Consider the following 23,791-nt stretch of genomic DNA (forward strand, 5'->3'; position numbering starts at 1 on the left):
CTGAGAGCTTATCCATGAATAATACGTCGCTGCGACAGCGGCCATTTTCGCCCAGTGCAGGGAACGGGGAGCGCGGTGTGCTTATTGCATGGCTTATTGCATATAGCCGACGAATGACGTCGAGATTGGCGGAAATGGCTTCGCCCCTTCGGGTTGCGCCCCAACACGCAGTGATGTTTTATTCATGGACAAGCTTCTAAGGGTGTAACGGTGCTAAAACAAAGAATAATGACCGCGCTGGTGTTGGTGGCTCTGTTTCTCGGGGTGTTGTTCTTCCTTCCCATCCAGTGGTTCTCCCTGGCGACGGTGGCAGTGATTCTGCTCGGTGGCTGGGAGTGGGCCAACCTTTCCAACCTCAATCGCGCGCTGCGCTTTGTCTTTCTCGCCGCCTTGGGCGTCTGCCTGGTGGGCACCGCCCAGTACGTCTTCGCCATGGACTTCGCCCGTCCGGATACCGGGCGGGCGCGCCAGATACTGGCGGTGGCCTGCGGTTGGTGGGCGCTGGCATTCCTGTGGGTGCAGAGCTATCCCGCCAGCGCCATGCTGTGGGGCAACCGCTGGGCGCGCGGCCTGATCGGCCTGGTGGTGCTGGCGCCGGCCTGGCTGTCGATGGTGATCCTGCGGGGCCAGGAGCACGGCGCCTGGCTGGTGCTGTTCGTGGTGGCCGTGGTGGTGGCCGCGGACGTGGGGGCCTACTTCGTGGGCCGCCGCTACGGCAAGCACAAACTGGCCCGCGAGGTGAGCCCGGGCAAGTCCTGGGAGGGCTTCTTCGGCGGCCTGGTCGCCTGCTTGATCCTGGCGGTCGGCGTCTCCCTGCTGCTGGAGTTGCCGCTGAAAAACAGTGTGCTGTTTTCCTTTGGGGTGCTGGTCACCGCGCTGGCCTCGGTGATCGGTGATCTGGTGGAGAGCATGTTCAAACGCCATCGGGGTATCAAGGACAGCAGCCGTATACTGCCCGGTCACGGCGGCATCCTGGACCGCCTGGACAGCCTCTCCGCGGCGCTGCCGGTGTTCACCATGGCCGCGCTCGCCAGTGAACTGCCGAAATATTTGTAAGATGGGTGCATTGCGCCTGTCTGTTACCGTGGGGGCGGCCGCTCCAGCGGATACAATCCCCGGTTCTGCCCGACTCGCAGTGAGGTAGGTAATTCTCGATGCAATCCGTTACGGTCCTCGGCTCAACCGGCTCCATCGGCGTCAGCACCCTGGATGTGCTGGCGCGCCATCCGCAGCGCTATTCGGTGTTTGCGCTAACCGCCCGCGAACGTGTGACCGAGCTGGCACAACAGTGTCGCCGCTTTGCCCCGCGTTTTGCCGTGGTGGCGGACGAGAAAGGTGCCCGGGCACTCCGCGAGCAACTGGCCGGAGAGGCGCCGGGTACCGAGATACTCTGGGGAGTGGAAGGGCTCTGCCGGGTGGCATCGGACCCGCGGGTGGATGCGGTGATGGCGGCGATTGTCGGCGCCGCCGGCCTGCGCCCGACCCTGGCGGCGGTAGAGGCGGGCAAAAAGGTCCTGCTGGCGAACAAGGAATCCCTGGTGATGGCGGGGCCGGTGTTTATGCAGGCCCTGGAGAAAAGTGGCGCCCAGTTGCTGCCCATCGACAGCGAGCACAACGCCATCTTCCAGTGCCTGCCCCAGCCCTGCGCCGACCTCGATCAGGCGGGGGTGGAAAAAATCCTTCTCACCGGCTCCGGCGGTCCCTTCCGCACCCGCCCTGAGAATGAACTGCACCGGGTCACCCCGGATGAGGCCTGCGCCCACCCCAACTGGTCCATGGGGCGCAAGATATCGGTGGATTCCGCCACCATGATGAACAAGGGCCTGGAGTTTATCGAGGCGTGCCTGCTGTTCGGCGCGCGGCCCGATCAGGTGGAGGTGGTGGTGCACCCGCAAAGCATCGTCCACTCCATGGTGCAGTACCGCGACGGCTCGCTGCTGGCGCAGATGGGCGAGCCGGATATGCGCACGCCCATCGCCCATGCGCTGGCTTTTCCCGAGCGTATCGGCAGCGGCGTGGCGGCGCTGGATCTGGTCGCCCGGGGCCGCCTGGACTTCGAGGCGCCGGATGCGCGCCGCTTCCCCTGCCTGCGGCTGGCCCGCGAGGCCATGGATGCCGGCGGGAGCGCTCCCACGGTGCTGAACGCCGCCAACGAGGTGGCGGTGGAGGCCTTCCTGCAGGGCGGGCTGGCATTTACTAGTATTCCGGCTGTGATCGAGCGGGTGATGAAATCCGCGGAACCGGTTGAACTGACTGGCCTGGACGCAGTCGAAACAGCGGATCGCAGTGCGCGGGCACTGGCGCAGCGGGCGCTGGAAGAATTAAACAGCCGCGCAACGAGTTAGACAGGTTTTATGGATTTTATTCAAACAGTCATCTGGGCCCTGATCGCTTTGGGCGTACTGGTCACCTTCCACGAAATGGGCCATTTCTGGGTGGCGCGCCTGTGTGGGGTCAAGGTACTGCGCTTTTCCGTGGGGTTCGGCCGCCGCCTGGTGTCCCGCTACGACCGCCACGGCACTGAATTCACCCTGTCGGCGATTCCCCTGGGCGGCTATGTAAAGATGCTCGACGAGCGTGAGGGCACCGTGCCCCGGGACCAACTGGACCAGGCGTTCAACCGCAAAAGCGTATGGGCGCGCATCGCTATCGCCGCGGCCGGGCCGGCAGCCAACTTTGTGCTGGCCATAGTGCTCTTCTGGGCTGTGTTTATGGGCGGTACCGCGGGTCCTGTGCCCATCGTTGAATCCGTGCAGCCCGGCAGTATTGCCGCGCGCGCCGGCCTCGAGCGGGGGCAGGAGATCATCGCCGTCGACGGCGAGCCTACTCCCACCTGGCAGGCGCTCAACTGGCGCCTGGCGAATCGCCTGGGGGACACCGGAAGCATCGAATTCTCCGTGCGCTACCCGGACTCCGATCTGGAATACCATACACTGGCGGACATAGACCGCTGGCTGGCGGGGCAGGAAGTGCCGGACCCGCTGGGGGAGGCGGGGCTGGAGCTCTGGACACCTCCGGCCAGTATGAAGCTGGCCCAGGTGACTCCCGACAGCCCTGCGGAGCGGGCCGGCCTGCGAGCCGGGGACAAAATTCTCTCCACCGACGACAAGGCCTTCGGCGATTGGGACAGCTGGAGCCAATACCTGCGGAGCCATGGCGGTGAGACGGTACGCGTGGAAGTGGAACGGGATGGCGAGCGCCGGTTACTGGAAGTTACTCCGGAAATGGTGACCCTGGACAGCGGTGAGCGAGTCGGCCGCATCGGTGTGCTGCCGGTGGTGGAATCCTGGCCGAAGGAGCGGGTGCGCACCTACCACTATGGTTTGGGCGGGGCCCTGGCCAAGGGGTTGCAGGAGACCTGGGAAAAAACCCTGTTCACCCTCAACAGCCTCAAAAAACTGATTGTGGGCCAGCTTTCGACCCGGAACTTGAGCGGCCCTATCACCATTGCTAAAGTGGCCGGCACTTCGGCGGACGCCGGCTGGCAGTCATTTTTGTCGCTGCTGGCGCTGCTTAGTATCAGCCTCGGCGTGCTCAACCTGCTGCCTATCCCGGTGCTCGACGGCGGTCATCTTCTCTACTACGGTATTGAAGCCATCAAGGGTTCGCCGGTGTCCGAGCGGGTGCAGATGATCGGTCTGCAGGTGGGTATGGCGCTGGTGCTGTGTATTATGGGCTTGGCGCTGTACAACGATATTTTGCGCTTATAAAGCGGCCGAAGGCCGCCATCAAATTCCTCTCTCCGCTTGTGGGGTAAATCGGCAGGATAGCCGATTGAGCGCCCCGGGAGGGGCGCCCGTAAAGCGGGCGAGCGCCAGGGGTGATGTGAGTTAATGGATGGTCCGGAGGGCCGGGAGAGGGCAGCCGCAAGGCACCCTTCTCATTGGTTGGAATTGCGAATAAAGAACTCGGAAATTAGTAGATGAATCACTTTCTGAAAGCGGCCTCGCTGGGCCTGGCCCTGCCATTGACTGCCCTTGCCCAGTCGTTCGTGGTCAACGATATTCGCGTCGAAGGTTTGCAGCGGGTTTCCGCCGGTACCGTGTTCGCGTCGCTGCCGGTTCGGGTCGGCGACCAGATCGAGAGCCTGGATATCCAGACGGCCACCCGAGCGCTCTTCCGCACCGGCTACTTTCAGGACATCCAGATAGGCCGGGAAAACGGCGTGCTGGTGGTAACCGTGCGCGAGCGGCCGGCAATTTCCAAGATTGAAATCACCGGCAACAAGGCCATCAAGACCGAAGACCTGCTCAAGGGTATGGAGGAGAATGGCCTCGCGGAAGGTCAGATTTTCAAGCGCGCCACCCTCGAGGGCCTGGCGCAGGAGCTGGAGCGCCAGTATGTGGCCCAGGGCCGCTACGGTGCCAGCGTAAAAACCGAGGTCAAGGAGCTGCCGCGCAACCAGGTGGAGTTGAAAGTCGTGGTGGACGAGGGCTCGGTGGCTGCCATCAAGCACATCAATATTGTCGGCAATCAGGCTTTTTCCGACGAGGAGCTGGCGGAAATCTTCGAACTGCAGACCACCGGCTGGCTTTCCTGGCTGCGCAGCGACGACAAATATTCCCGCGAAAAACTCACCGGTGACCTGGAGCGCCTGGAGTCCTATTACCTGGACCGGGGTTACCTGGAATTCCGCATTGATTCCACCCAGGTGTCCCTGAGCCCGGACAAGCGCAGTGTCTTTATCACCATCAATATCTCCGAGGGCGATGTCTACAAGGTCAGCGAGGTGGAGCTGGCCGGCGATCCGGTGGTGCCGGAAGAGGAGATCCGTCGCCTCCTGCTGGTGCGTGAGGGGCAGACCTTTTCCCAGGTGCTGATGACCACCACCTCCGACTACATTACCAAGCGTCTGGGTAACGAGGGCTATACCTTTGCTGAGGTGAACGGCATCCCGGAGCCCAATGAGGAAGATAAAACGGTAAAAATCACCTTCTTTATCGACCCTGGCAAGCGCGCCTATGTGCGTCGTATTGAATTTCGTGGCAACACCCGCACCACCGACGAAGTGCTGCGCCGTGAAATGCGCCAGATGGAATCCGCCTCGGCGTCCTCCGCACGCATCGAGCAGTCCAAGGTGCGTCTGGAGCGGCTGGGTTACTTCAAGGAAGTACAGGTGGAAACCACCGAGGTGCCAGGCACTTCCGACCAGATCGATGTGGAGTACACCGTGGAGGAGCAACCCTCCGGCACCATAGGCGGCACTGTCGGCTACGCCCAGGGCAGCGGCGTAGTGCTCGGTGCCAATGTGCAGGAAAACAACTGGCTGGGTACCGGCAAGTCGGTGGGTTTTGCGGTGAATACTTCCCGCTACCAGACGGTGCTTAATTTCTCCTACACCGATCCCTATTTCACTCCGGACGGCGTCAGTCGCGGCTTCAATATATTTTATCAAGAGCGCGATTATTCCGAGATCAACCTGTCGAGTTATAACACCACAACCTACGGCGCAGGCCTGAGTTTTGGTTATCCGATATCTGAGATTTCCCGGGTCGGCCTGAATCTGGGGCTCAGCCACATGGAGCTCGGTGTCGGCAGCAGCTCGGTCAAGGAAATCAAGGACAGCCCGGTTCCTATCGACGGCCTGATCGGGATGATTTCCTCGTCCGATGTGACTGAAATCGACACCGAACTGACCGAAGCGGTAGAGGCCGGTGAAGCCTTGAACCTTAGTGAGCCCATCGATCCGGCGCTTCTTAATACGGACCTTGACGGCTTTGTCGACCTGAACGGCGACGAGTTTGACTCTTTTACTGTTACTACCTCCTACGCGCGCTCTACCTTGAACCGGGGCATCCTCGCCACCCGGGGCACGTCGCAACGCGCCTCTCTGGAAGTGGCTCTGCCCGGTGGCGACCTGGAGTACTACAAGCTGCTCTACACCGCGCAGTATTTCCGCCCCTTGACCAGGGACCTTACCCTGCGCCTGCGCACCAGGCTCGGGTATGCCGACAGTTATGGCGATACTACCGAGCTGCCATTCTTCGAGAATTTCTATGCCGGTGGTTTTGGCTCGGTACGCGGTTTCGAGCGCAATACACTGGGTCCGAGGTCGACACCATTCCAGCAGTATATTCCTTCTGCATGTGCGGTGGATGCGGAGGGGAATGTATCGAGCTGTTATGTACAAAATGCGGAGACAGGAGAGCTGGCCGTAACCGCCCCCCGCCGTGATCCGGACCCATTTGGTGGCAACATCCTGATCGAAGGCAGCGCGGAAATTATCTTCCCGCTCCCCTTTGTCAAAGACCAGCGCTCCATGCAGTCGGCCTTTTTTATCGATGCGGGTAACGTTTTCGATACCAACTGTGGTATTTCCCAGCTCAACTGCTACGATGTGGACCTCGACCATATCAATGTCTCCGCCGGTGTTGGCCTGACCTGGATCACCGGCTTCGGCCCGCTGACCTTCAGCGTGGCCAAGGCATTACAGGAGAACGAAGACGACGAGACAGAAGTCTTCCAGTTCTCACTTGGCAACAGTTTCTAAGGGTAGTGTTGTCAGTCACTATAAATAAGCAATACGGAGAATGTTCGACGTGCATAAAACAGTAAAAATGATCGCAGTCCTGATCGCTGGTATCGTAATTTCCGGTGCCGCTCTGGCGCAGAGCAAGGTGGCGGTATTCAATCTGCAGGCGGCCATCATGAGCACTGACATCGCCAAGTCCAAAGTCAATGCGTTGAAGACCAGCTCCGAGTACTCCAAATTGCAAAGCAGCGCGGAATCCATCCGCGCGGAAGTGCAGAAGCTGGCTGAAGATGCGCAGAAAAACGGCATGACCTGGTCTGAGGAGCAGAAAGCTGAACAGCAGCGCAAGATGAACTTCAAGCGCTCCGACTTCGAAACCACGGTGAAAAAGATGCGCGCCATGGAGGCTCAGGTGGGCCAGGAAATCCAGAAGATCATGGCGCCCAAGGCCAAGAACGCGCTGGAAGCGATTATCAAAGATCAGAAGCTGGATCTGGTTCTGGACGCCAGCTCCGCCTACTACGCCGGCCCCAATACCGACCTCACTGAGGCCGTGGTCAAGCGTATGAACGCCGATAAGTGATCTCCGGCAGTTCCGTTTGATGACAGACAAGCCAACGCTGGCCCAGTTGGCGGAACAACTGGGCGCCCGCTTGTGCCTGGCTCCCGGAGCAGACGCCGGACGGGTACCCTCCGGCCTCAATACCCTGCAGGACGCCAGCGATTCCCAGGTCAGTTTCCTCGCCAGTGCCAATTACCGACGCTTCCTCGCCGGTACCCGCGCCTGCGCGGTATTGTTGACTGAGGAACTGGCTGTGGAGTGCCCGGTCAGCGCACTGATCGTCGACGATCCCTACTACGCCTTCGCGTTTGCCACTACTTTCTATGACACAGCCCCTCAGCCTGCGCCCGGCATCCATCCGTCCGCCACTGTACACGAGGATGCCGAGGTGGATGGCTCCGCCTGTGTGGGAGCGGGAGCGGTAATCGAGGCCGGCGCCCGGGTGGGTGCCGGCGCGATTGTCGGCGCCAACTGTGTGGTGGGCGAAGACAGTGAAATCGGTGCCGGCACCCGGCTCCATGCCGGAGTGATCATCTACCACGGCTGCTCCATCGGCCGGGACTGTATTGTCCACAGCCATACGGTTATCGGTGCCGATGGTTTTGGCTTCGCACCCCACGGAGGGCAGTGGACCAAAATACACCAGCTGGGCGGAGTGGAAATCGGCGATGAGGTGGAGATCGGAGCCTGTACCTGCATAGACCGCGGTGCCCTGGGCAATACAGTGATCGGTCGCGGGGTCAAGATCGACAATCAGGTGCAAATCGCGCACAATGTTCGGATTGGTGACTACTCGGCCATCGCCGCTTGCTCCGCGATAGCGGGCAGCGCCACCATCGGTAACCGCTGCACCCTCGCCGGCGGCGCCGGCGTGGTGGGGCATGTAACGGTGGCGGACGGCAGTCATATTACCGCCAGGACCCTGGTGACCAAGTCCATCGACAGTGCCGGTTCCTATTCCAGCGGCACTCCCTTTTCCGACAGCCGCAACTGGCGCCGCAACGCCGTGCGCTACGGACAGCTGGATGAGATGGCCCGGCGGTTGAAGGATCTGGAGAGAAGGCTGGAAATGCTCGTCGCCGAGGGAGGCCGGTCCAGGGAAAAAGAATGATTTGACCGGCACCCGCCGGTTACAATTTTGTTTGTTGTTTTCGGGGCAGGTGCACTGCTCGTGCTTAAGGCATGGGGAAGGGCACTTAGGCCCCGAAGTGGTTTCTGGGGATAATATACATGATGGACGTACGCGAAATTCGCGAATACCTGCCGCACCGCTATCCCTTCCTGCTGGTGGACCGGGTTCTGGAACTGGAGGAAGGCAAATATATCAAGGGCTACAAGAACATCTCTATTAATGAGGAGGTATTCAATGGCCACTTTCCCGATGTACCGATTTTTCCTGGTGTGATGATTGTTGAGGCGCTCGCGCAGGTATCGGGAATCCTCGGTTTCAAAACCCTGGGGCAAAAGCCCGAGGATGGTTATCTCTATTTGTTTGGCGGCATTGATAATGTCCGCTTCAAGCGGCAGGTGGTGCCGGGCGACCGGCTGCAACTGGAATCCGAAGTGGTTTCCGAGCGCCGCGGTATCTGGAAGTTCGCCTGCAAGGCGAGTGTAGAAGGCGAACTGGCGGCCTCTGCCAATGTATTGTGCGCGGTCAAGAAAGTTTGATTGTGACCGGTTCGGTTCCATTACTTTCCCGCAGGGTTTAAATTGGCGGGATTTTCCAGCTTGCGAGGAGCAGGGCGCAGAATGCAGACGATTATCCACCCCACTGCGATTGTCGACGAGTCGGCAACTCTGGGTTCCGGGGTGAGCATCGGTCCCTACACGATTGTAGGTCCTCAAGTGGAAATCGGGGACGGCTGCGAGATCGCCTCCCATGTGGTATTGAGTGGTCCCACCAAACTCGGCAGCAACAATCGCATTTACCAGTTCGCCACCGTGGGCCAGGATACCCCGGACAAGAAATACAAGGGTGAGGACACCACCCTGGTCATCGGCGACAACAACGTGATTCGGGAGGGGGTCACCATCCACCGGGGCACGGTCCAGGACCGCGGTGAAACCACCATCGGCAACGACAACCTGATTATGGCTTATGCCCACGTGGGTCACGACAGTGTAATCGGCAATCACACCATACTGGTCAACAATGTCGCTCTGGCCGGGCATGTACAGGTGCGGGACTGGGCGATTCTCGGCGGCTTTACCATGGTGCACCAGTACTGTTCGATCGGCGAGCACGCCTTTACCGGCATGGGAGCGGCCATCGGCAAGGATGTGCCGGCCTATGTAATGGTGGCCGGCCACCCGGCGGAGGCGAAGACCATCAACGCCGAGGGGCTGCGTCGCCGCGGTTTTACCCGGGAGGAAATCTCCCTGATCAGCCGGGCCTACAAAATGGTCTACCGTCGCGGTCTCACCCTGCAGGAAGCGCTGGAAGCGCTGATCGAATTGCGAGAGGAGTCGCCGGTAATCCAGCCGTGGATCGATTCCCTCAAATCCTCCAGCCGCGGTATCGTGCGCTGAGCGGAAGACTTTAGAACAGACAGCTTGTAGGGGCGGCTTCCTGGGAACGCCGAGCTCCAGCTCGGCTTGCGGGCCGCAGGCCCGCTACCGCGGTTAGCGACCGCTCCTACAAGCACAGGATTGCGTCGAGTGACAACCAACAACAAACCCCTGCGCATTGGTATCGTGGCCGGCGAGGCCTCGGGTGATATTCTCGGAGCCGGCCTGATCGCCGCTTTGCAAAAACGCTTTTCATCGCTGGAAGTGGAGGGTGTCGCCGGCCCACGCATGCAGGCAGCGGGTGCAAAATCCCTGTTTCCCATGGAGCGGTTGTCGGTAATGGGTTTAGTGGAACCCCTGAAACGCCTGCCAGAACTGCTCAAAATCCGCCGCACTCTGCGCCGGCACTTCGTCGATAATCCCCCGGATCTTTTTATCGGCATCGATTCCCCGGATTTCAATCTATCGCTGGAGGAGTCGCTGAAGTCCGCCGGCATTCCTACCGTGCATTACGTCAGCCCCTCGGTATGGGCCTGGCGCCGCGGGCGCATCAAAAAAATTGCCCGCGCCGTCGACCATATGCTCACCCTGCTGCCCTTTGAGGCGAGCTTTTATCGGGAGCATCAGGTGCCGGTCACTTTTGTCGGCCATCCCCTGGCGGATGAGATTCCCCTGCAGGTGGATACCCTGGCGGCGCGCCGGGAACTGGGTTTCGATGAGGGGGGGCAGGTTATTGCGTTGCTTCCGGGTAGTCGCGGTGGCGAGGTGCGACTGCTGGGGCCGCTGTTCTTACAGGCCGCGCGCTGGTGCCATCGGCGCCGGTCCGAATTGAAATTTGTCCTGCCGGCGGCCAACGAGCAGCGGTTGACAGAACTGAAGTCGCTGCTGGCGGACTATAGCGATTTACCCGTGACTCTGTTGGAGGGGGATTCGCAGCGGGCAATGGCGGCGGCGGATGCCGTGTTGATCGCCTCCGGCACCGCCACCCTGGAAACACTGCTGCTGAAAAAACCCATGGTGGTGGCCTATAAAATGGGGGGCGTGTCCTACGCGATTTTTTCCCGTATGCTGCACACCCCCTGGGTTTCCCTGCCGAACTTGCTCGCTCAGCGCGATCTGGTGCCGGAGATTTTGCAGGACGAAGCCACTCCCGAGAGCCTGGGCGCGGCGCTGCTGCAGTTCTTCGATGATCCGGTAATGGCGGATCAACTGGTGCGGGAATTTGATGATATGCACCAGCAGTTGCGGCGCCACGCCTCTGAGCGGGCTGCGGATGCCGTGTGCAAACTGCTCGAAATTCGGGCTGGAAACCAGAACAGTACCCCCGTGTAGGGCCAGCCCATGGCCGCGATCGAACTTACTTCGTAGCGCAGACCGATCGCGGCCATGGGCCGCTCCTACAGAAGGCGACAAAAAAAACACCATGGAACAAAAAGAACCACTACCACCCTATATTTGTGCCTATAGTGGCGATCTGCTCGCCGGAGTCGACGAAGTGGGCCGCGGCCCACTGGCCGGTGATGTGGTGGCTGCTGCAGTAATCCTCAATCCCCAAAAGCCCATCGAAGGCCTTGCGGATTCGAAAACGCTCAGTGAGAAAAAGCGCGAGCAGCTATTCGGACAGATCCGCGAACGGGCGCTCTGCTTTGCCGTCGCCCGCGCTACGGTGGCGGAAATCGACCGACTGAATATCCTGCACGCCAGCCTGCTGGCCATGCGCCGCGCGGTGGAACAGTTGCAGCCACAACCGGAATTTGTGCTGGTGGATGGAAATAGAAAACCGGACTGGCACTATGACTGCGATACGGTGGTAAAAGGAGACGGCCGGATAGAGGCAATCGCTGCCGCCTCGATCCTGGCCAAGGTCAGCCGTGACCGGGAAATGGCGGTGCTGGATCGCGAGTACCCGGGTTACGGCCTTGCCCAACACAAGGGCTACCCGACCAGGGCGCACCTGGAGGCGCTGGAGCGTTTGGGTCCCAGCCCGATACACCGGCAGAGTTTTGCCCCGGTGCGCCAGTTGGTGATGGAGCTCGGTTGAGGCCGGGCTATTTTTTCATTTTCCTCACCCGCGCCCGCGCAATCATCTTCTCCGACATCTCCACAATCTCCACCCGGTAACTTCCCAGGTAGAAACTGATATTGCCGTCCGGGATACTCTCCAGGTGTTCCAAAGCCAAGCCGTTGAAGGTCTTGGGGCCGTCGGTGGGCAGTTCCCAGTGCAGGGTGCGGTTGATATCGCGAATGGAGGTGCCGCCCTCGATCAGGTACCAGCCGTCGCTTTGCGCGACGATTTCCTCGTCTTCGCTGGGCACCGGACTGGCAGTGAAGTCGCCGACGATTTCCTCCAGCAGGTCCTCCAGGGTGACAATGCCCATCACTTCGCCGTACTCGTCCACCACCAGACCCATGCGGCGCTTCTTCTTCTGGAAGTTCATCAGCAGGGTGGGCAAGGGAGTGGCCTCGGGAACGAAATAGGGTTCATCCGTGTAAGACTTGAGCTGGTCTGCACTGAACGTTTCGGGCCCGTCGCGCAGTATCTGCGCAGCGCGGCGCAGATGCAGTATGCCCACCACGCGGTTGATGTCGCCCTCGTACACCGGCAGGCGGGTGTAGCTGCTCTCCGCCAGCTGCTGCAGTATTTCCTCGGCGGAGTTTTCCGTATCCAGCCCCACGACTTCATTGCGGGGGATCATTATGTCCTCCACCGTAGCCTGGTCCAGGTCCAGCACGTTGAGCAGCATGCCCTTGTGCTTGCTGGGCAGCAGGGCGCCGGACTCGAACACCACGGTGCGCAGTTCCTCCGGCGCCAGGTGCTCGGTCTCGGCGCCTGCGGTGGCCTCTACACCAACCAGGCGCGCCAGGCTGTTGGAGATGCTGCCGACCAGCCAGACGAACGGCGTCAGCAGCCACAGCAGCGGGCGCAGTACCAGGGACGCGGGAAAGGCGATTTTCTCCGGGCGCAGGGCGGCGATGGTCTTTGGGGTGACCTCGGCGAAAATCAGGATCACGAAGGTCAGCACGGCGGTGGCGTAGATGACACCGGCATCGCCGTACAGCTGGGTGAACACCGCGCCGGCGATCACCGAGGCGAGAATATTGACCAGATTGTTGCCGATCAGGATGACGCCGATCAGTTTGTCCGGGCGCGACAGCAGCTCCATCGCGCGCCTGGCGCCGCGGTGGCCACTCTTGGCCTGGTGGCGCAGGCGATAGCGGTTCAGCGACATCATGCTGGTTTCGGAGCTGGAGAAGAAAGCGGAAATGACAATCAGCAGAGCCAGCAGGCCGAACATCAGGCCGAGGGGTATCTCGTTCAAGGGTGAACTCTTGTTATTCGTGAGCGGAAATATTGGAACAGAATTCCACTTGGCTCAAGCCCTTTGCAGAATGACCTCCAGCACCAGCTTGCTGCCAAAGTAGGCCAGCATCAGCGCGGCGAAGGCTGCGAGGGTCCAGCGCACCGCGGTATTGCCGCGCCAGCCCAGCTTCCAGTGCCCCCAGAGCAGGATGCTGTAGAGCACCCAGGCCAGGATCGACAGCGCGGTTTTGTGCACCAGGTGCTGGGCGAAGAAGTCGTCCACAAACAGGAAGCCGGTGATCAGCGATGCGGTGAGCAGCAGCTGGCCGAAGGCGATCAGCCCGAACAGCAGGGATTCCATGGTCTGTAGCGGCGGCAGGAAGCGGCTGATGCCGCTGGGTTTGTGGTTGTGCAATTGCTGGTTCAGGTAGTAGAGGTAGATCGCCTGCAGGGTGGCCAGGGCGAGCAGGGAATAGGCGGCGATGGACAGCAATGCGTGCACTGCGATGCCGGCAGACAGCTGCTGGCGCGGCGCCACGCCGCCCCAGGAGTGGACCGCCGCCAGTTCCGCCAGGGCTCCCAGTGGGGCCATGATCAGGATCAGCAGGTTGAGCGGGCGACGGATCGCCAGGGTCAGAAGCAGCAGGTTTACCGCCCAGGCCACCAGCGAGAGCATGGCCAGCAGGTCGAAGCGATAGCCCCCGGGCGCCCGCAGGGTGTACGCCAGCGAGATGCCGTGGGCCAGCAATGCGGCGGCGAGCAGGCCGAGCAACAGGGCGTTTGCGGGTTGGCGCCGCCGCGCAAAGGCGAGGGCGGCCACTGCGGTGGTGGCCAGATAAAGTGCGATTGCCGTCCAGTGGGCGAATGTCCCCATCGATAAATCCGTGTCTCCGATTCGATAGGCGGGCAGTGTGTCACAGCGCGCCTGTGCTGGAAAGGCCGCCTGCGCTATACTCCCGCGTTTTCAGTTTTCACCTTTTTCTGTAGGAGCGGCTGCTCCTGCAGACAGGGGCAGAGTGAGGCACTGGACGTTTATATGTTCGACAACCTGAGCGACCGCCTGTCGGGGGCGTTGAAGAAAGTCACAGGCAAAGCGCGCCTGACGGATGACAATATCCGCGACACCCTGCGCGAGGTGCGCAAGGCGCTGCTGGAAGCGGATGTCGCGCTGCCAGTGGTGAAGGCTTTTGTGCAGCAGGTGCGCACCGCGGCGGTGGGGCAGAAAGTGAGCAAGGCGCTCAACCCGGGCCAGCAGTTCGTCAAGATAGTGCAGGACGAGCTGGTTCAGGTGATGGGTGAGGCCGCTGCGCCGCTGAACCTGGCGGTACAGCCGCCGGCGGTGATCCTGATGGCGGGCCTGCAGGGCGCCGGCAAGACCACCAGCGTGGCCAAGCTGGCCAAATACCTGCAGGCGCGGGAGAAGAAAAAGGTGATGGTGGTGAGCGCGGACGTTTACCGTCCCGCGGCCATCAAGCAGTTGGAGACCCTGGCCGGCGAAGTGGACGCGCTCTTCTATCCCTCGAGCGCGGACCAGAAGCCGCTGGATATCGCCAAGGGCGCGGTGGATGCGGCGCGCAAACAGTTTGCCGACGTACTGATCGTGGACACCGCCGGCCGCCTGCATATCGACGAGCAGCTGATGGGCGAGATCCGCGAGCTGCAGACCGAACTGAATCCGGCCGAAACCCTGTTCGTGATCGACGCCATGATCGGCCAGGATGCGGTGAACACCGCGAATGCCTTCAACGAGGCGCTACCCCTGACCGGTGTGATCCTCACCAAGGCGGACGGCGATGCCCGCGGTGGTGCCGCGCTATCGGTGCGCCATGTGACCGGCAAGCCGATCAAGTTTATCGGTGTCGGCGAGAAGACCGACGCCCTGGAGACCTTTCACCCGGACCGCATCGCCTCGCGCATCCTCGGTATGGGCGACATCCTGTCGCTGATCGAGGAGGCGGAGCAGAAGATCGACAAGGCCAAGGCCGAGAAGCTGGTCAAGAAGGTGCAGAAGGGCCGGGGCTTTGACCTGGAAGACCTGCGCGACCAGTTGCAGCAGATGCAGAATATGGGCGGCTTCGGCTCCCTGCTGGAGAAAATGCCCGGCATGGGCGGCATGGCCCAGATGGCGCAGCAGGCGGATATGGGCAAGGAGTTCCGCCGCATGGATGCCATTATCGGCTCCATGACCCCCGCGGAACGACGCAATCCGGATATCCTCAACGGCTCCCGCAAGCGTCGCATCACCGCCGGTTCTGGCACCCAGGTCCAGGATCTGAACCGCCTGCTCAAGCAGCACAAGCAGATGGGCAAGATGATGAAAAAGCTCAAGGGGAACGGCATGAGCAAGCTGATGCGCGGTATGGGCGGCATGCCGGGAATGGGCGGCGGTGGCATGGGCGGGATGCCCGGGGGGCTTCCCCCCGGCTTTCGCAAGAAGTAGCCGGGAGCGCGGAGCTGTCACCTTAAACCTTTGAGGGCTGAAGGCCGCCTTGTTGTGAGCGCTGAGGGCTACCTTGTGAGCGCTGAGGGCTCCTCCGCAACAGCCCGCAGGCCCGCCGTTACGCCCGGTTCTTGCTGGCGTCGTGGCGGCTCTGCTGCCGGTGGCCGTTCGCTCCACAACCTGATCGGTAAATGTTCCGCGAACGGCCCCCGGCATCAGAGCCTTCGCTTCGAAGTCTGATATCCATACCGAGCCCCGGCGCTATACAAACACCAGCCAGTCCATTAGAATACGCCGCCTTTCAGGCCGGCCGACTGCCGGCATCGGATTTTCTTTCGGCCGCTCCTGGCGGCCGAAGTGTGTTGAAACTACAGGAAAGCTACATGGTAACCATTCGTTTGGCTCGTGGCGGCGCGAAAAAGCGTCCGTTCTATCACCTGACAGTCACCGACAGCCGCAAATCCCGCGACGGCCGTTTTATCGAGCGCGTCGGCTTCTTCAACCCGGTTGCCCGCGGTCAGGAAGAGCGTCTGCGTATCGACCGCGAGCGCGTCGAGTTCTGGGTTGGCCAGGGCGCTCAGGTTTCCGACCGGGTCAGCAAGCTGCTGAAAGAATCCGCCTGACCGACCGGTTTGCGCCCGTGACAAAAAACGGATCCAAATCCGCTGACTTGATCACTGCAGGGCGCATCACCGCGGTTTACGGTGTTCGCGGCTGGGTCAAGGTGCACTCCTATACCGAGCCGATGGAAAACATCCTGCAGTTTCCCGAGTGGTGGCTGCAGGGAGAGGACGGCTGGGAGCCCCTGCAGATTGACGGGGGCAGGCGCCACGGCAAGGGCCTGATTGCCCATATCAAAGACGTGGACGACCGGGACCGGGCTGCCCGCTATTGCCAGCGGGACATCGCCATTCGCAGCGACGCCATGCCGCCTCTGGCGGAGGGTGAGTACTACTGGCACCAGCTCGAAGGTTTGCGGGTGGTCAGCGAGTTCGAGGGCCACAGCTACGACTTCGGTCGCGTCGAACGACTGATGGAAACCGGGGCCAACGATGTGCTGGTAGTGCGAGGTAAGGAGGGCGAGAGTGAGCGCCTGATTCCCTACCTCCCGGGTGAGTACATTACCGATATCGACCTGGACTCCGGTGTGATCACCGTAGTCTGGGACCCGGAATTTTAGCGATGCGCGCCAAGCGCATCGCTCTGGTAAGCATCTTTCCGGAGATGTTCGCCGCTCTGACCGATTACGGGATCACCGGTCGCGCGGTCAAAGAGGGATTGCTGGAGGTGCGTTGCTGGAATCCGCGGGATTTCACCAGCGACAGGCACCGCACCGTGGACGACCGCCCCTACGGTGGCGGACCGGGCATGGTGATGCTGCCCGAGCCGCTTTATCAGGCGTTGGGTGAGGCCCGGGCCTGGGCCCGGGAGGCGGGCCCGGCGCGCACTATCTATCTGTCGCCCCAGGGGCGGCCGCTGGATCAGGCCGGCGTGGAGCAACTGAGCGAAGCGGGCAACCTGGTGCTGTTGGCGGGCCGCTACGAAGGTATCGACGAGCGCATTGTCGATATGCTCGTCGACGAGGAGTGGTCCATCGGCGACTATGTCTTGAGCGGCGGTGAATTGGCCGCGATGGTGATGGTGGATGCCATCACCCGGCTCATCCCCGGTGCACTGGGGCATGACCAGTCGGCGGTGGAGGACTCCTTCGCCCGAGGGCTGTTGGACTGCCCTCACTACACCCGCCCGGAAGAGTATCGGGGCAGGGCGGTGCCGGATGTTTTGCTCTCCGGCAACCACGAGAGAATACGCCGCTGGCGCCTCAAGCAGGCGCTGGCGCGCACACAACAGCGACGGCCCGATCTGCTGGAACGGCTGGAGCTGGACAGGGAGCAGAAGCAACTGTTGGAAGAAGCCCGGCAGGAGTGGAAATCCGAAGAAACTTGATGTCGGATTCGCCGTGAGGCGGGAGTAATCCGGTGAACTAGCTGAGAAGCTACACAATCTAGGGTTCTCTAAAAAATCGTAGCGAGCGGGTGGCTGGTGGTGGCCGCCGGAGCGCAGCAAGCGGAGTGTACTTTAGTACATGAGCATTGCGAGCACCGCCGGACGCCGCCAGGCGCACGCGCAGTAGATTTTTGAGAGCCCACTATTTGGGAGTATTCCAAATGACCAACAAAATTATTCAGCAACTGGAACAGGAACAGCTGAAAAGCGAAGTTCCCGCCTTTGCTCCGGGCGACACCGTGGTCGTTCAGGTAAAGGTAAAAGAAGGTAACCGCGAGCGTCTGCAGGCGTTCGAGGGTGTGGTGATTGGCAAGCGCAACCGCGGCTTGAACTCCTCCTTCACCGTGCGCAAGATCTCCCACGGCGTGGGCGTGGAGCGCACCTTCCAGACCCACAGTCCGCTGGTGGATAGTGTCCAGGTCAAGCGCCGCGGCGACGTGCGCCAGGCCAAGCTGTACTACCTGCGCAGCCTCACAGGTAAGGCCGCGCGTATCAAGGAAAAGCTCAACTGAGTCTTTTCCCCCGGGATGTGAAAAAAGCCGGAGCAGCGATGCTCCGGCTTTTTTATGATGCCCAACTTCCCTCCCGCTTGTGGGAGGGGCGGGAGGGAGAGGCTCCAAGGTGTAGGCGTTGCGGAGCATTTCATGGTGCCGGGAGGTGGGATATGTTAAAACACGCCAAGCGAGGCATTTGTTGCCAACCGGTGCCATACTGGCGGGAACCGGCAGCGGCCGCACAAGTCGAAGCCTGCAAGCAGACCAAGGAGCTATCGATAATGACCCTTTTCAATAAGCCGCTGATGATGATCGGCGCGCTGCTCGCCCTGTTGGGACAGAGCGCCTATGGAGCAGTTGACGCGGAAGTGGCCAAAAACATCAAGGCGCGCCTTCACGCAGCCAATCCCAAGGCCAGTTACGGCGAGGTGCGCGAGAGCCCGATCAGCGGCCTGTATGAAGTGGAAGTGGACGGGAGCAGCACGCTCTTCGTCTCCAAAGATGGCGGCCACTTCGTATTCGGCGACCTGTACCAGGTTGGAAGCGGTTCCCTGGTCAATCTTTCCGAGAAACGCCGCACCAAGCAGCGGGTCGAGGTGATGGAAGAGCAGGACCCGGGTGAAATGATCGTCTTTTCCCCCAAAGGCGAGACAAAGGCGCATATCTACGTGTTTACCGATGTGGACTGCGGCTATTGCCGCAAGCTGCACCAGGACGTGCCGGAGCTGAACAGGCGCGGTATCGAAGTGCGCTACCTGGCCTTCCCCCGCGCCGGCCTGAACTCCCTGGGGTATCGCAAGATCGCCACCGCCTGGTGTGCCGAAGACCGCAACAAAACCCTGACTGCACTGAAAAACCGCGAGAACGTGCCGCTCGATGTCTGTAAGAACAACCCCGTGGCTAAACAGTACAAGCTGGGCAATGAAGTGTTCGATGTGCGCGGCACCCCCACCATCGTAATGCAGGACGGCACCGTTGTGCCCGGCTACCTGCCTCCTGACACCATGGTGAAAGCCCTCGGTATCTGAGTGACGGGTTGGTCAGCGGCTGCTTTCCTGTCCGCTGGCCACCTGTCACCGGGCGCTATCCCTGTGCAATTTTATTGACATTTCTCCCCATCCCTCAGTATGGTTGTCGTCCTTTTATCGTCTTTCACACCATTTATTGCGCTGTAACCCGCGCGGAGGGAAGTTGTGAGCGCATCCGTCGAAGAGACCACCGAACAGGCAGCCCAGCGGCAGAAACCCCAATCCCCCCGGCGCGCGGTGCGCATCGGTATTTGTGGCCTGGGCACCGTTGGCAGCGGCACCGTCAATGTGCTTGCGCGCAACGCCGAACAGATTGCTGCGCGCTGCGGCCGCCCGGTGGAAATCGTGCAGATCGGCGCCCGCCGGGACAACCCGGCCTGTGATACCAGCGCGCTGAACGTCACCAGGGAAATTTTCGATGTCGCCGCCAATCCCGAAGTGGATATCCTGGTGGAGCTGGTCGGCGGCACCACCGTGGCCCGGGAGCTGGTGCTCGCGGCGATCGCCAACGGCAAGCACATCGTCACCGCCAACAAGGCGCTGATCGCCGAGCACGGCAACGAACTGTTTGCCACCGCCGCAGAGATGGGCGTGACCATTGCCTATGAAGCCGCGGTGGCCGGTGGTATCCCAATTATCAAATCCCTGCGCGAGGGCCTGGTGGGCAACCGCATCCAGTGGCTGGCGGGGATTATCAACGGTACAGGTAACTACATTCTCACCGAGATGCGCGACAAGGGCCGCAGCTTTGCCGAGGCCCTTGCCCAGGCGCAGCAGCTGGGCTACGCAGAGGCGGACCCCACCTTCGATGTGGAGGGTATAGACGCTGCCCACAAGCTGGTGATCATGGCCTCCCTCGCCTTCGGCATACCGCTGGCTTTCGACAAGGTCTATACGGAAGGCATCAGCGGCATCTCCAGCGAGGATATCCGCTACGCGGACGAACTGGGTTACCGGATCAAGCACCTGGGTATCGCCCGGCGCACCGAGCAGGGGGTGGAGCTGCGCGTGCACCCCACACTGATCCCCCAGCGGCGCCTGATCGCCAATGTAAACGGGGTGATGAATGCGGTGCTGGTCAACGGCGATGCCGTGGGCCCGACTCTCTATTACGGTGCCGGCGCCGGCGCCGAGGCCACCGCCTCCGCGGTGATCGCCGATATCGTGGATGTGGCGCGCACCCTGGAGGCCTTCCCGGACCAGCGGGTGCCCGCGGCGGGAGTGGCTCCGGGCAATCAGGATGGCGCCAGTGTCCTGCCCATGGACGAAGTGATCACCAGCTACTACCTGCGCATCTCCGCCCAGGACAAGCCCGGGGTCATGTCCCAAGTGGCGAAAATCTGCAGCGATCAGGGCATCAGCATCGAGGCGCTGATCCAGCACGAGCCGGCCGAGGGCGAGGCCCTGGTGCCGGTGGTGATTCTCACCAGCCGCGCCAAGGAAGCCCGTCTGCGCGAGGCGGTGGCACAGATAGAGACCCTGGATACCGTCGAGGGCGAGGTGGTGCGCATTCGTGTGGAGCCGCTGGGTTAGGCCGGAAGCGCCGGCTCCTGGTTTGAACTTTCCCTGTAGGAGCGGCCCATGGCCGCGATCGGTCTGTCGGTATTCCGCGAGCCCGATCGCGGCCATGGGCCGCTCCTACCAATAAATTTTCAGCTTTTTCAGAATCAAAATACCGTGAAATACATCAGTACCCGCGGCCGCGCGCCGTCCCTCTCCTTTGCCGATACCGTACTCACCGGCCTCGCCAGCGACGGCGGCCTCTATGTGCCGGAATCCCTGCCGAAATTTTCCGCAGAGGAAATCCGCGGGATGGCGGGTCTCGACTATCGCGAGCTGGCCTTTCGGATTATTCAGCCGTTTGTCGGCGAAGACCTCAGTGACGAAGAGCTGCGTGAAATCATTCAGCGTTCCTATAAAAATTTCCGCCACAGCGCCGTGGCGCCGCTGGTGCAGGCGAATACCAACGAGTGGATCCTGGAACTGTTCCACGGCCCCACTCTGGCGTTCAAGGACTTCGCATTGCAGTTTCTCGGTCAGCTGTTCGACCACCTGTTGAAAAAACGCGGCGAGCGGGTGGTGGTGATGGGGGCCACCTCCGGCGATACCGGCTCCGCGGCCATCGAGGGCTGTCGCCACTGCGACAACATCGATATTTTTATCCTGCACCCGCACAACCGGGTATCGGAGGTTCAGCGCCGCCAGATGACCACGGTACTGTCGGACAATGTGTTCAATATCGCCCTGGAAGGCAACTTCGACGACTGCCAGAACATGGTCAAGGCCAGCTTCGCCGACCAGTCATTCCTGCCGGACGGCCGGCGCCTGGTGGCGGTCAACTCCATCAACTGGGCGCGCATCATGGCGCAGATCGTCTATTACTTCTACGCCGCGGTGAACCTGGGCGCGCCGGAAAAGACGGTGAACTTCTCCGTACCCACCGGGAACTTCGGCGATATTTTTGCCGGCTACCTGGCGCGGCAGATGGGCCTGCCCATCGACCAACTGGTGATCGCCACCAACGCCAACGATATCCTGCACCGCTGCATCAGCGACAACGACCACTCTCCAAAACCGCTGGTGCACAGCCTGTCGCCGAGCATGGATATTATGGTGTCGAGCAATTTCGAGCGCCTGCTGTTCGATCTCTACGACCGCGACGGCGAAGCGGTGGCGGCATTGCTTGCCGATCGCAGTGTGTCTATGCACCTGGAGGAGCGGGCGCTGAAAAGGGCGCGGGAGGTCTTTTCATCCCACCGGCTGGACGACCTGCGCACCGTGGAGGTGATTCGCGAGATGTTCGAGTCCAGTGAATACCTGCTGGACCCGCACACCGCCATCGGTGTGGAGGCCGCCCGGCGGCAGCGCAAGTCGCGCCAGCAGCCCATGGTTTGCCTCTCCACCGCCCATCCGGCAAAATTCCCGGAAGCGGTTGCCCGCGCACTGCCAACGCAAAAGATCCCCCTGCCGGCGCACATGCAGGGCCTGTTCGAACGCGAGGAACGGATGCGGGTACTGCCCAACGACCTGGCGAAGGTCCACGAATTTATCGCGACAGCCCTGGCGTAACCAGGGGACAGTGTAGGGAGCGCCGTGCGCACCGGTACAATGGTGCGCACGGCGCACCCTACGCTTTGAGCGGCCGCGACCGGCACTCACTTTTGCGCCCGCAGCCAACAGCCAACAGCAAACGGAAAATATGAATAAGAAAATCCGGCGGCGGCCAGTGGATCTCTCCACTGGCCGTTTTGCTTCTGATACCCCGAAAATTCTCCAGCGGGTCCTGCTCGGTCGCGGTGTCGCCAGCGAGGCACAGCTGGACCACCGCTTGGCGAAGCTGTACCCACCCGAGTCCATGCGGGGCGTGGAAAGGGCGGTGGCGCTGCTGGTGGAGGCGGTGCGCGAGCAGCGGAAAATTCTGATCGTCGGCGATTTCGATGCCGACGGGGCCACCAGCAGTACTCTGGCGGTGCTGGCGCTCGGCGCCATGGGCGCGCCGTCGGTGGAATTCCTGGTGCCCAACCGCTTCGACTACGGCTATGGCCTGACGCCGGAAATCGTCGAAGTGGCAGTGGACTACCGGCCCGACCTGCTGATCACCGTGGACAACGGCATCAGCAGCATTGAAGGCGTGGCCGCGGCCAGGGCCGCGGGCATGACGGTGATCGTCACCGACCACCATTTGCCCGGGTCGCAATTGCCGGACGCGGATGCCATCGTCAATCCGAACCAGCCCGGCTGTGATTTTCCGAGCAAGCACCTGGCCGGCGTCGGGGTGATTTTCTACCTGTTGAGCCGTTTGCGCAGCGCGCTGGATGAGTGCGGCTGGTTCGCTGAAAGTGGCATTGCCGCGCCGAATATGGCCGAGTACCTGGACCTGGTGGCCCTGGGTACAGTCGCGGACCTGGTGCCCCTGGATCACAACAACCGCATTCTGGTGCACCAGGGCATAGCGCGCATCCGCGCCGGCCACTGCCGCCCGGGTATCAGTGCTCTTCTGGAAGTGGCCGGGCGCGACCAGCGCAAACTGTCCACCACCGACATCGGCTTTATCCTCGGTCCGCGCATCAATGCCGCCGGGCGCCTGGACGATATAGGCACCGGCATTCGCTGCCTGCTGAGCCGGGACCCGGTTGAGGCTCGCGATCTGGCGGCGGAACTGGACGGATTGAACCGGGACCGCAAGGCGATAGAGCAGGGCATGCAACGGGAAGCCATGGCGGCGCTGGAAAAGCTGCAACTCGAGGGCGAAATCCCCTGGAGCCTGTGCCTCTACGACGAGAACTGGCACCAGGGCGTGGTGGGGATTCTCGCCAGCCGGATCAAGGAAAAATTCCACCGTCCGGTCATCGCCTTTGCCGAGGGGGACAACGGTTTGATCAAGGGGTCGGCGCGCTCCATTCCCGGTCTGCACATTCGCGACGCGCTGAGCGATGTGGCGGCTGCGCATCCGGACCTGATCGAGAAGTTCGGTGGCCACGCCATGGCCGCCGGTTTGAGCCTGCGATCGGAAAACTTTGCCGCTTTTACCGATGCCTTCGAAATGGCGGTGCGCAACCGCCTGAGCGAATCGCAACTGGAAGCAGTGATCGATACCGACGGCGAACTGGAGGCGGTGGAATTCAGCCTGCACACCGCCGCGCAACTGCGCAACTGCGCACCCTGGGGACAGGCGTTTCCGGAGCCGGTGTTCGACGGTGAATTCCTGCTGTTGCAACAGCGCATCGTCGGCGACCGCCACCTGAAAATGGTGGTGGCCCCGGTCGCTGAACCCCAGCGGGCCCTGGACGCCATCGCCTTCAATGTGGACAGGGACCAGTGGCCGCAGCCGGCGGAAAAAATTCTCCTGGCCTACAAGCTGGATATCAACGAATATCGCGGACGCGAAACGCTTCAGTTGCTGGTAAGCCATCTGGAACCTGCTTGATACGTTTGCCGCAATGCGTTGCGTCACTCCGGCGCAAGCCGGAACCCAGGTG

21 protein-coding genes are annotated in these 23,791 nt (G+C 61.5%); 19 read left to right on the forward strand and 2 right to left on the reverse strand.

What is annotated here, in order from left to right:
* Positions 1-210: 210 nt before the first annotated feature.
* The 10 genes from PP263_RS02790 to rnhB all read left to right on the forward strand — a co-directional run bounded on the left by PP263_RS02790 (position 211) and on the right by rnhB (position 11,583).
* Positions 211-1,056: a phosphatidate cytidylyltransferase gene (locus PP263_RS02790; RefSeq protein ID WP_308366851.1), complete on the forward strand. Its 846-nt coding sequence runs from the start codon at positions 211-213 to the stop codon at positions 1,054-1,056.
* Between the two features lie 98 nt (positions 1,057-1,154).
* Positions 1,155-2,345: a 1-deoxy-D-xylulose-5-phosphate reductoisomerase gene (gene ispC / locus PP263_RS02795; protein ID WP_308366852.1), complete on the forward strand. Its 1,191-nt coding sequence runs from the start codon at positions 1,155-1,157 to the stop codon at positions 2,343-2,345.
* Positions 2,346-2,354: 9 nt separating this feature from the next.
* Positions 2,355-3,710, forward strand: coding sequence for an RIP metalloprotease RseP (rseP, locus tag PP263_RS02800; RefSeq protein WP_308366853.1), 1,356 nt, complete (start codon positions 2,355-2,357; stop codon positions 3,708-3,710).
* A gap of 212 nt (positions 3,711-3,922) precedes the next feature.
* A complete protein-coding gene (gene bamA / locus PP263_RS02805) occupies positions 3,923-6,490 on the forward strand; it encodes an outer membrane protein assembly factor BamA (protein ID WP_308366854.1) in 2,568 nt (855 codons plus the stop codon).
* A 67-nt stretch (positions 6,491-6,557) separates the two neighbouring features.
* Complete coding sequence (locus PP263_RS02810; protein ID WP_308366855.1) at positions 6,558-7,055, forward strand: OmpH family outer membrane protein; 498 nt, start codon at positions 6,558-6,560, stop codon at positions 7,053-7,055.
* A 19-nt stretch (positions 7,056-7,074) separates the two neighbouring features.
* Positions 7,075-8,145: a UDP-3-O-(3-hydroxymyristoyl)glucosamine N-acyltransferase gene (gene lpxD / locus PP263_RS02815; protein ID WP_308366856.1), complete on the forward strand. Its 1,071-nt coding sequence runs from the start codon at positions 7,075-7,077 to the stop codon at positions 8,143-8,145.
* A 119-nt stretch (positions 8,146-8,264) separates the two neighbouring features.
* Positions 8,265-8,702, forward strand: a complete 438-nt coding sequence (gene fabZ, locus PP263_RS02820; RefSeq protein ID WP_183457433.1) for a 3-hydroxyacyl-ACP dehydratase FabZ — start codon at positions 8,265-8,267, stop codon at positions 8,700-8,702.
* An 81-nt stretch (positions 8,703-8,783) separates the two neighbouring features.
* Positions 8,784-9,563 carry an acyl-ACP--UDP-N-acetylglucosamine O-acyltransferase gene (gene lpxA, locus PP263_RS02825; RefSeq protein ID WP_308366857.1) on the forward strand — a complete coding sequence of 260 codons (780 nt, stop codon included), beginning with the start codon at positions 8,784-8,786 and terminating at the stop codon, positions 9,561-9,563.
* Positions 9,564-9,692: 129 nt separating this feature from the next.
* Positions 9,693-10,874 carry a lipid-A-disaccharide synthase gene (gene lpxB / locus PP263_RS02830; protein WP_308366858.1) on the forward strand — a complete coding sequence of 394 codons (1,182 nt, stop codon included), beginning with the start codon at positions 9,693-9,695 and terminating at the stop codon, positions 10,872-10,874.
* Positions 10,875-10,965: 91 nt separating this feature from the next.
* On the forward strand, positions 10,966-11,583 hold the full coding sequence (rnhB, locus tag PP263_RS02835; protein WP_308366859.1) for a ribonuclease HII: 618 nt from the start codon (positions 10,966-10,968) through the stop codon (positions 11,581-11,583).
* 7 nt (positions 11,584-11,590) lie between these two features.
* Here the strand turns inward: rnhB and PP263_RS02840 are convergent, their stop codons facing one another.
* Positions 11,591-12,862: an HlyC/CorC family transporter gene (locus PP263_RS02840; RefSeq protein ID WP_308366860.1), complete on the reverse strand. Its 1,272-nt coding sequence runs from the start codon at positions 12,860-12,862 to the stop codon at positions 11,591-11,593.
* A 54-nt stretch (positions 12,863-12,916) separates the two neighbouring features.
* A complete protein-coding gene (locus tag PP263_RS02845) occupies positions 12,917-13,717 on the reverse strand; it encodes a cytochrome c biogenesis protein CcsA (RefSeq protein WP_308366861.1) in 801 nt (266 codons plus the stop codon).
* 162 nt (positions 13,718-13,879) lie between these two features.
* On the opposite strand from PP263_RS02845, the gene ffh reads away from it, so the two are divergent.
* From ffh to recJ, 9 genes are all read left to right on the forward strand, one after another.
* Positions 13,880-15,283, forward strand: coding sequence for a signal recognition particle protein (gene ffh / locus PP263_RS02850; RefSeq protein ID WP_308366862.1), 1,404 nt, complete (start codon positions 13,880-13,882; stop codon positions 15,281-15,283).
* Between the two features lie 383 nt (positions 15,284-15,666).
* Positions 15,667-15,906, forward strand: coding sequence for a 30S ribosomal protein S16 (gene rpsP / locus PP263_RS02855; protein WP_078084810.1), 240 nt, complete (start codon positions 15,667-15,669; stop codon positions 15,904-15,906).
* Between the two features lie 17 nt (positions 15,907-15,923).
* Complete coding sequence (gene rimM, locus PP263_RS02860) at positions 15,924-16,463, forward strand: ribosome maturation factor RimM (protein WP_308366863.1); 540 nt, start codon at positions 15,924-15,926, stop codon at positions 16,461-16,463.
* A 2-nt stretch (positions 16,464-16,465) separates the two neighbouring features.
* Positions 16,466-17,230, forward strand: a complete 765-nt coding sequence (gene trmD / locus PP263_RS02865) for a tRNA (guanosine(37)-N1)-methyltransferase TrmD (protein ID WP_308366864.1) — start codon at positions 16,466-16,468, stop codon at positions 17,228-17,230.
* A gap of 221 nt (positions 17,231-17,451) precedes the next feature.
* Positions 17,452-17,802, forward strand: coding sequence for a 50S ribosomal protein L19 (gene rplS, locus PP263_RS02870; protein WP_308366865.1), 351 nt, complete (start codon positions 17,452-17,454; stop codon positions 17,800-17,802).
* Positions 17,803-18,065: 263 nt separating this feature from the next.
* Positions 18,066-18,812 carry a thioredoxin fold domain-containing protein gene (locus tag PP263_RS02875; protein ID WP_308366866.1) on the forward strand — a complete coding sequence of 249 codons (747 nt, stop codon included), beginning with the start codon at positions 18,066-18,068 and terminating at the stop codon, positions 18,810-18,812.
* Positions 18,813-19,049: 237 nt separating this feature from the next.
* Positions 19,050-20,345, forward strand: a complete 1,296-nt coding sequence (locus tag PP263_RS02880; protein ID WP_308368548.1) for a homoserine dehydrogenase — start codon at positions 19,050-19,052, stop codon at positions 20,343-20,345.
* A gap of 144 nt (positions 20,346-20,489) precedes the next feature.
* Positions 20,490-21,881 carry a threonine synthase gene (thrC, locus tag PP263_RS02885; protein ID WP_308366867.1) on the forward strand — a complete coding sequence of 464 codons (1,392 nt, stop codon included), beginning with the start codon at positions 20,490-20,492 and terminating at the stop codon, positions 21,879-21,881.
* Between the two features lie 130 nt (positions 21,882-22,011).
* Positions 22,012-23,739, forward strand: coding sequence for a single-stranded-DNA-specific exonuclease RecJ (recJ, locus tag PP263_RS02890; protein WP_308366868.1), 1,728 nt, complete (start codon positions 22,012-22,014; stop codon positions 23,737-23,739).
* Positions 23,740-23,791: the final 52 nt, after the last annotated feature.

Origin of the sequence: Microbulbifer sp. TB1203, from assembly GCF_030997045.1 — a bacterium.
Taxonomy (GTDB): Bacteria; Pseudomonadota; Gammaproteobacteria; order Pseudomonadales; family Cellvibrionaceae; genus Microbulbifer.

Bases quoted from the DNA above. Each gene is read 5' to 3' on its own strand.
- recJ (WP_308366868.1), top strand. From the start codon at position 22,012: ATGAATAAGAAAATCCGGCGGCGGCCAGTGGATCTCTCCACTGGCCGT.
- PP263_RS02875 (WP_308366866.1), top strand. From the start codon at position 18,066: ATGACCCTTTTCAATAAGCCGCTGATGATGATCGGCGCGCTGCTCGCC.
- rplS (WP_308366865.1), top strand. From the start codon at position 17,452: ATGACCAACAAAATTATTCAGCAACTGGAACAGGAACAGCTGAAAAGC.
- fabZ (WP_183457433.1), top strand. From the start codon at position 8,265: ATGATGGACGTACGCGAAATTCGCGAATACCTGCCGCACCGCTATCCC.
- lpxD (WP_308366856.1), top strand. From the start codon at position 7,075: ATGACAGACAAGCCAACGCTGGCCCAGTTGGCGGAACAACTGGGCGCC.
- PP263_RS02810 (WP_308366855.1), top strand. From the start codon at position 6,558: ATGATCGCAGTCCTGATCGCTGGTATCGTAATTTCCGGTGCCGCTCTG.
- rpsP (WP_078084810.1), top strand. From the start codon at position 15,667: ATGGTAACCATTCGTTTGGCTCGTGGCGGCGCGAAAAAGCGTCCGTTC.
- bamA (WP_308366854.1), top strand. From the start codon at position 3,923: ATGAATCACTTTCTGAAAGCGGCCTCGCTGGGCCTGGCCCTGCCATTG.
- rseP (WP_308366853.1), top strand. From the start codon at position 2,355: ATGGATTTTATTCAAACAGTCATCTGGGCCCTGATCGCTTTGGGCGTA.
- trmD (WP_308366864.1), top strand. From the start codon at position 16,466: ATGCGCGCCAAGCGCATCGCTCTGGTAAGCATCTTTCCGGAGATGTTC.
- rnhB (WP_308366859.1), top strand. From the start codon at position 10,966: ATGGAACAAAAAGAACCACTACCACCCTATATTTGTGCCTATAGTGGC.
- ispC (WP_308366852.1), top strand. From the start codon at position 1,155: ATGCAATCCGTTACGGTCCTCGGCTCAACCGGCTCCATCGGCGTCAGC.
- ffh (WP_308366862.1), top strand. From the start codon at position 13,880: ATGTTCGACAACCTGAGCGACCGCCTGTCGGGGGCGTTGAAGAAAGTC.
- PP263_RS02845 (WP_308366861.1), bottom strand. From the start codon at position 13,717: ATGGGGACATTCGCCCACTGGACGGCAATCGCACTTTATCTGGCCACC.
- lpxA (WP_308366857.1), top strand. From the start codon at position 8,784: ATGCAGACGATTATCCACCCCACTGCGATTGTCGACGAGTCGGCAACT.